The following is a 6,578-nucleotide window of genomic DNA, read 5'->3' as shown; positions in this document are numbered from 1 at the left end:
GTCATTTTCTTGCCTGTGCTGTCGATACCGTCCTCAATATCCCGTCTTATCTGCTGTTCCAGTTCTCGAAGTGAGGGTTTTTCCCGTTTTCCCTTTGGTGTCGGGTCTGTGGGTGTCAATCTCCAAGCATACACATATTTTGTGTTTCCAAATGCGTCTACATATTTATATAAGTATTTTCCGTCTGTTCGTTGGCTCTCTCCAGTATGCAGGATACGACCTTTGCTATCCCGTCTTTTTTCTTTCATGGTGTCTGCTCCTTTCCTTGTTGGAAAGAGCCTTGATATGACTTGTGTTCATCATAACACATACAAGGCTCATTTGCATTAGATTGCGTCCAATTTGTCAATGACCTGTTCAAACTGTCGGCGTTTAATCTGTATGCGGTTGCCATTCATAATGAGCCAGCCAGCGTCCTTGTTTTCCTCTGCCAATCGTCTTAACTTGTTTTCTCCAATGCGGAAATACTTTGACGCTTCTTCAATGGTAAGGGTGTATTTTTCCCATACGGGAATATCGTTGTTATTCATCAGATACCCCCTTTCCCATGTTTTGTGTCATACTGGATATAGGGGATAAGGTCGGTGCGGTTTATCCTCTGTAAATGGGCGGTTAATTTACTGGAAAGGGAATTGCTGTATCTTGCCTTATCAAGCATAGTTCCTACTTTTTCCAGTCCACCTAATGCGTCATGTTCTTCCAAGAAATAAAAACTTTTGACAGCGGAAATGACGCCACCCTCTGTGAGCCATTGCTGTGTTTCTTCAAGGGAATTATGCTGCTTTGGTACTTGCAGTTTCAAGACTTCCACAGCCCCTAAAAAGCGTTCCCAAAATCGACACGTTTTCCACCTGCTTTTATTACTTTCGTTTCTGTTTGGCACGACAAAGCGTAGGTTGTTTGCCAGTAGCCCGAAAGCCAGTTCCCCAAGTTCCAGCGGTCTGTCCTTAAATGTCATGGCAAAAACATGAGCCTTATCATCACGCAGTTGCATTTCTGTTCGTTTCCAACTGCCGACTTCCTCAAGCGTCTTATTATGTTTTGAACAGACTTCCTTATCCTTATCATAAAAGCGGTAGGATAATCCAGATTTTCCAGCACCGATATAAACAGTCTTTGCGGTGTCGAAATCGTCAAACTTGCTTTCATCAAAGTGGTAGCCCTCACTATTGGAGATAAATTCCTCTTTTTCGCATTTCTTCTTTATCTGCTCTATGGTAAAGAATGGCTTTTCGTTCTTATCATCAATGGCAATATCAAGTCTTGTGAAATGAAAATTATCCAGTCCGTATCTTCGCTCACAGCGTCGGAACATATCCCCAAAGGTATAATTCCTACTGTCGAGAATACGGAAAATATCATCACAACCTCTGCCAGTCATAACAAGATAACAGCCTAGCCCCTGTGGGTTGTCCTCTGTCTTTCTTGCGTCCCCCGATACATAAATATCTCCAATCTGCCAGCGTGCTTGATAGGTTTTGTATTTAATGCTTGCCGGATAGACATTGAAAATATCAGTCGGTAAACCTAAAATGTGCATGATTACATCTTCAGCGGTTGCCGTTTCAAATACAATGCTGATGTAATCAATCTTAACGGATAAATTTTTGTGTGTAGTTATAGTGCATTACTCCTTTCGTATGCCCCGTTTTTTTGCGGGGTAAAAATAGCGTTTTGTCCTTTATTTATCACAGTTTCTAGGTACTATGACATGTATGCGCAGGGCGGTGTTACATATACGCCCTTTACGAGCGCCTAAAGGCGTTCCCTTTCTTCCTGTGTCTGTTCCGTTCTTAACGCTCACGAGCCTTGAGAGGCTCGTGGCTAAACGAAACAGCCCCAGTCAGAAACCCTATTTTTAGTCTGATAGTCCATGCTCATTCATGCTATCAAAGTGAAAACATCTCTTATATATGCTTACTCAAGTGTGTGATTGACCCTAGCGTGCTTAATCACTCTGTCTGATAAGATAATAACGCCACTAGAATTACTTGTCAAGAAGTTTCGATTGACTTTTCGATATATATTAAGTATGATATGCTTATAAATGACAATAAAAGCAACGAAAGGAGCGGTTATACTAAGTTATGGAGTATTATGAAAAGAAAATCAGTTTCTTAGGAGAAAACATACAAATCATAAGAAAACACAGGGGAATGAAACAACAGGAACTTGCCAATAAAATCGGTATCAATATGCAGAGCCTTTCCAAGATTGAACGAGGTGTGAATTATCCTACCTTTGATACATTGGAAAAGATAATGGACGTGCTGGGAGTAACACCGAATGAATTATTGTCGGGGGAATGGAAATATATTGACCACACCGAGCCATATATCATGGACGTTATCAAACGAGAACAGGATTTTAATGTTTCCTTAGATTATTTGTCTGAAAATGAATTTTTCAATGACGAAAAAGAATGTAGATTTTACATGGAAACTACATTGATTAGATACATTAGCAATTATCTTTCTAGTGAGGTAGTAGAGTTGGAAGAACTTATGGAAATCAAGCAGTTGATACAGCGTCAGAAATTGGAACGCATGATGAAAGTACATAAGGAAATGCGAGGGTTAGACCGATACAGAGAACAGCCCAAAGAGTATAAATATCACGACCCTTATGATGATTGGATATTCCGTCAGCTTGCAGATATAGACAACAGAAACAACATTCCCAACACTTCGCCACAATTAGATTTTAATGAAACGGACTATGAAGATTATCTAAAAGAGAAATGGAATAGAGGACTTTAATTTTCCTCTTGCATGAAAGATACAGCAAACAAAAAGCCCAATCAAGAGTGCAAAGCACCACCAATGGTGGTAAGGCTCTTTACAGGGTTCTTTCTTTTCTGTGGTGGGTAATCAAGCGAAAAATGAAGAAGTGTTTTGTCATGCTTTATATTTTTATCCCGACTTTGATAATTCAGATTGTGAAAATGATTAAATACAGAAAAGCTAAATAACACGATTTATATTAGCATCACTTTAATGATAAATTAGTTAGAGTGGTGCCTTATTTTTTTCTCTGTACAATCACTTAAATAGGTGCTATAGTAATGGGTAGATAGTATTCGAACAGAAACTATACCACATATTTTTTATTTTTAAACCATGAGGATTATATCAGTTTGAACGAGACCTCATCCATGCAGATTTTCATGATTGTCACTTCCCAGAAAGGAGTGATCGATATGAGAGCAGGATTTATCGGAGCGGGGAAAGTAGGATTTTCCCTTGGAAAATACCTGAAGGAAAACGGCGTAGAGATTACGGGTTACTTCAGCAAATCACCGGAATCAGCTAAATCAGCAGCAGATTTTACTAACACAAAACTATATAAGAGTATAGAGGATATCTTAAGTGACAGTGATACCCTGTTTATTACTGTGCCTGATGGACAGATAAGCAAAGTATGGGATTATATGAAGAATCTGGATATTAAAAATAAAAATATTTGTCATTGCAGCGGTTCGATTTCATCAACCGTTTTTTTTGATGGTGAAAACCTCGGTGCAAATATCTATTCGGTACATCCCCTATATGCAATAAGTGATAAGTGCGAATCATGGAAACACTTGAATAAGGCTTATTTTACTGTGGAGGGTTCGGCAGAGAATCTAGATGAGATTAAGAGTATCTTTGAGCGAGCAGGAAATAAGGTAATCGCAATGGGAGCGGAAAATAAATCTCTTTACCACTGCGGTGCAGTAGTTGTAAGCAATCTCGTAAACGGACTTTTTCAAGTGGGGGCTGAAATGCTTGTAAAATGCGGCTTTGATAAAAAAGATGCAAAGAAAGCCTTAGTGCCTTTGTTTACTGGAAATGCCGACACATTGGCAGAAAAAGGAGTTGCGGCTGCCCTCACAGGTCCTGTTGAGCGAAATGATTTGTCGACTATCACAAAACACATTGAAGCTATTAAGGCAGCATGGATAAACGAGTCTGAGGAAAAGGTGGGATATGAGATGATATATCTTTTGCTTTCAGAAAAGCTTCTCAGTATTGCACAGGAAAAACATTTAGACAGTGACTATTTGAAGATGACGGAGGTAATTAAAAATGAAAAACACAGTATCCACTTTTAAAGAACAGAAGGTTAAGGGCGATAAGATTACAATGCTGACAGCCTATGACTATTCGACAGCTAAATTGATGGATCAGTCAGGTATTAACGGTATTCTCGTTGGAGATTCTCTTGGCATGGTTATGCTCGGATACGAAAATACTTTGCCGGTAACAATGGAAGATATGATTCACCATACAAGAGCAGTTACAAGAGGTGCCAAAGATGCCTTAGTAGTTGGAGATATGCCGTTTATGTCATATCAAGTTTCAGTTGAAGAGGCCATGTATAACGCAGGAAGACTTATGAAAGAAGGAAGATGTCAAGCAGTAAAGCTAGAAGGTGGAGCCTCTGTTTGTCCACAGATTAAAGCTATTACAGCTGCTTCAATTCCTGTTATGGCACATATTGGACTTACACCTCAGTCAGTGAACGTTTTTGGAGGCTTTAAAGTTCAGGGAAAAAGTGAAGAGGGAGCAAAGAAACTCATTGAAGAGGCAAAAGCTGTTGAAGAAGCAGGAGCATTTGCGATTGTTTTGGAATGCGTACCTGCAAAATTAGCGGAAATTATTTCTGAAAGCATTAATATTCCTACAATAGGAATAGGTGCAGGATCTGGCTGCGATGGACAGATTCTCGTTTATCAGGACATGCTTGGAATGGTCTCTGACTTTACACCTAAATTCGTAAAACAATTCGCAAAGGTAGGAGATGTAATGAAAGAAGCCTTTGCTGCATATATAGAAGAAACTAAACAGGGAAGCTTTCCAGCACCTGAACACACATTTAAAATTTCAGAAGATGTAATTAACAAGTTATATTAGGAGATAGAACGATGAAAATAGTAAAAACCGTAGATGAAGTGAGAGTTATAGTCAAAGAATGGAAGAAAGAAGGTCTTACAGTAGGTCTTGTTCCTACTATGGGATTTTTGCACGAAGGACATAAGAGTTTAATTACAAGGGCTGTTTCAGAAAACGATAGAGTTGTTGTCAGTGATTTTGTAAATCCGACTCAATTTGGAGTAGGGGAAGATTTGGAAAGCTATCCGAGGGATTTGGAAAGGGATACTATGCTATGTGAGGAGGCAGGTGCTAATTTAATATTTAATCCTGAGCCGGAAAATATGTATTTTGACGATTTTTCAACATATGTAAACATAGAAAGTCTTTCAGAGGAACTTTGTGGAAAATCACGACCAATACATTTCAGGGGTGTAGGCACAGTAGTATCTAAACTTTTTAATATTGTAAATCCCGACAGAGCTTACTTTGGTCAAAAGGATGCACAGCAGCTTGCGATTATAAAAAGAATGGTTAGAGATTTGAACTTTGATATCGAAATTGTGGGCTGCCCTATAGTTAGAGAAGAGGATGGTCTTGCAAAGAGTTCAAGAAATACATATCTAAGCAAAGATGAGAGAAAGGCGGCACTAATTTTAAGCAAAGCAGTTAAGCTCGGAGAAGATATGGCAAAAGCAGGAGAAAAAGATACAGATAAAATTGTATCAGAAATGATTAAGCTTATTGAAACTGAGCCTATGGCGAAAATAGATTATGTTCAGGCTGTAGACGCTGTTTCAGTTAAACCGGTCAAGGAGATGACAGCACCAGTACTAGTTGCCATGGCAGTTTATATCGGCAAAACCAGATTGATTGACAACTTTATTTACGAAGGTTAAACGGGGGTTAAATATGACATTTGAAATGTTAAAGGGGAAGATACACAGAGCTACAGTAGTTCAAGCAGAACTTGATTATGTAGGAAGCATCACTGTAGACGAAGACTTACTTGACAGTGCTGGAATTTTGGAGTATGAAAAGGTAAGTATCGTAGATATAAATAATGGGAACAGATTTGAGACATACACAATTGCAGGAGAAAGAGGCAGCGGAATGATATGTCTCAATGGAGCTGCTGCAAGATGTGTTCAGACAGGTGATAAGATAATCATAATGTGCTATGCACAGATGACTCCAGAAGAGGTAAAGAAAAATCCACCTAAAGTAGTATTTGTAGATGAGGATAACAAAATATCAAGAGTCGCAAGATACGAAAAACATGGTAAGCTATAAGACATGTAATTTGCAAATAAAAAAGGGAATTTCGGTAATTAAAAAATGTAAAAGGTGAAGAATATGTCATCTGCCCTCGTTGTGAGCAAGAAGTTTATAAAGAAGTAATAATTTATCCATTTTGTAACTTTGGCATAATGGCATGGCTTGAAGGAGAAAATGATGAAAATAGCAAACCAGTGAAAGATAAATCTAAGTAAAATCTCAGCTTAACAATTTAATATCTATATTTACAAAGCAGTTGGTCTTATGATTGACTGCTTTTAAAAAAGACACCGTTTAGGTGTGAGGTCTTTTTAGTGTTATTTATAGTCATATCAAGGCTCGTTTAATTATGGTAAATTCGTGGTAAAATGAGTGCTTTTCTATACTTCAAAATATTTGAAAGTATAGTGTTTATACGGATAATCAAAAATTAGATATAAAATTTAA

At 38.2% G+C, this 6,578-nt stretch carries 8 protein-coding genes; 5 read left to right on the top strand and 3 right to left on the bottom strand.

The window, feature by feature from the left end:
- The 3 genes from DW114_RS20850 to DW114_RS20840 all read right to left on the bottom strand — a co-directional run.
- The coding region (locus DW114_RS20850) for an integrase DNA-binding domain-containing protein (RefSeq protein ID WP_192935613.1) at window positions 1-248 on the bottom strand (248 nt) is incomplete at its 3' end.
- A 78-nt stretch (window positions 249-326) separates the two neighbouring features.
- Window positions 327-530 carry an excisionase gene (locus DW114_RS20845; protein ID WP_002607397.1) on the bottom strand — a complete coding sequence of 68 codons (204 nt, stop codon included), beginning with the start codon at window positions 528-530 and terminating at the stop codon, window positions 327-329.
- Entirely contained in the window at window positions 530-1,540 is a 1,011-nt protein-coding gene (locus DW114_RS20840) for a replication initiation factor domain-containing protein (RefSeq protein ID WP_009320105.1), read from the bottom strand. The genes DW114_RS20845 and DW114_RS20840 overlap by 1 nt, the downstream gene beginning before the upstream one ends.
- Before the next feature lie 547 nt (window positions 1,541-2,087).
- On the opposite strand from DW114_RS20840, the gene DW114_RS20835 reads away from it, so the two are divergent.
- The 5 genes from DW114_RS20835 to panD all read left to right on the top strand — a co-directional run bounded on the left by DW114_RS20835 (window position 2,088) and on the right by panD (window position 6,146).
- Entirely contained in the window at window positions 2,088-2,759 is a 672-nt protein-coding gene (locus DW114_RS20835; RefSeq protein ID WP_004847061.1) for a helix-turn-helix domain-containing protein, read from the top strand.
- A gap of 440 nt (window positions 2,760-3,199) precedes the next feature.
- On the top strand, window positions 3,200-4,093 hold the full coding sequence (locus tag DW114_RS20830; RefSeq protein ID WP_009320104.1) for a Rossmann-like and DUF2520 domain-containing protein: 894 nt from the start codon (window positions 3,200-3,202) through the stop codon (window positions 4,091-4,093).
- Window positions 4,068-4,895 carry a 3-methyl-2-oxobutanoate hydroxymethyltransferase gene (gene panB, locus DW114_RS20825; RefSeq protein WP_004847068.1) on the top strand — a complete coding sequence of 276 codons (828 nt, stop codon included), beginning with the start codon at window positions 4,068-4,070 and terminating at the stop codon, window positions 4,893-4,895. The genes DW114_RS20830 and panB overlap by 26 nt, the downstream gene beginning before the upstream one ends.
- Before the next feature lie 11 nt (window positions 4,896-4,906).
- Window positions 4,907-5,752: a pantoate--beta-alanine ligase gene (gene panC, locus DW114_RS20820; RefSeq protein WP_004847070.1), complete on the top strand. Its 846-nt coding sequence runs from the start codon at window positions 4,907-4,909 to the stop codon at window positions 5,750-5,752.
- A gap of 13 nt (window positions 5,753-5,765) precedes the next feature.
- Complete coding sequence (gene panD, locus DW114_RS20815) at window positions 5,766-6,146, top strand: aspartate 1-decarboxylase (RefSeq protein WP_004847071.1); 381 nt, start codon at window positions 5,766-5,768, stop codon at window positions 6,144-6,146.
- Window positions 6,147-6,578 lie beyond the last annotated feature (432 nt).

The sequence above is a fragment of the Absiella sp. AM09-50 genome (genome assembly GCF_003433845.1).
GTDB lineage: Bacteria > Bacillota_I > Bacilli_A > Erysipelotrichales > Erysipelotrichaceae > Hoskinsella > Hoskinsella hominis.
Note: the sequence above shows the minus strand (reverse complement) of the source record. Positions and strands in the feature narration are given on the sequence as shown.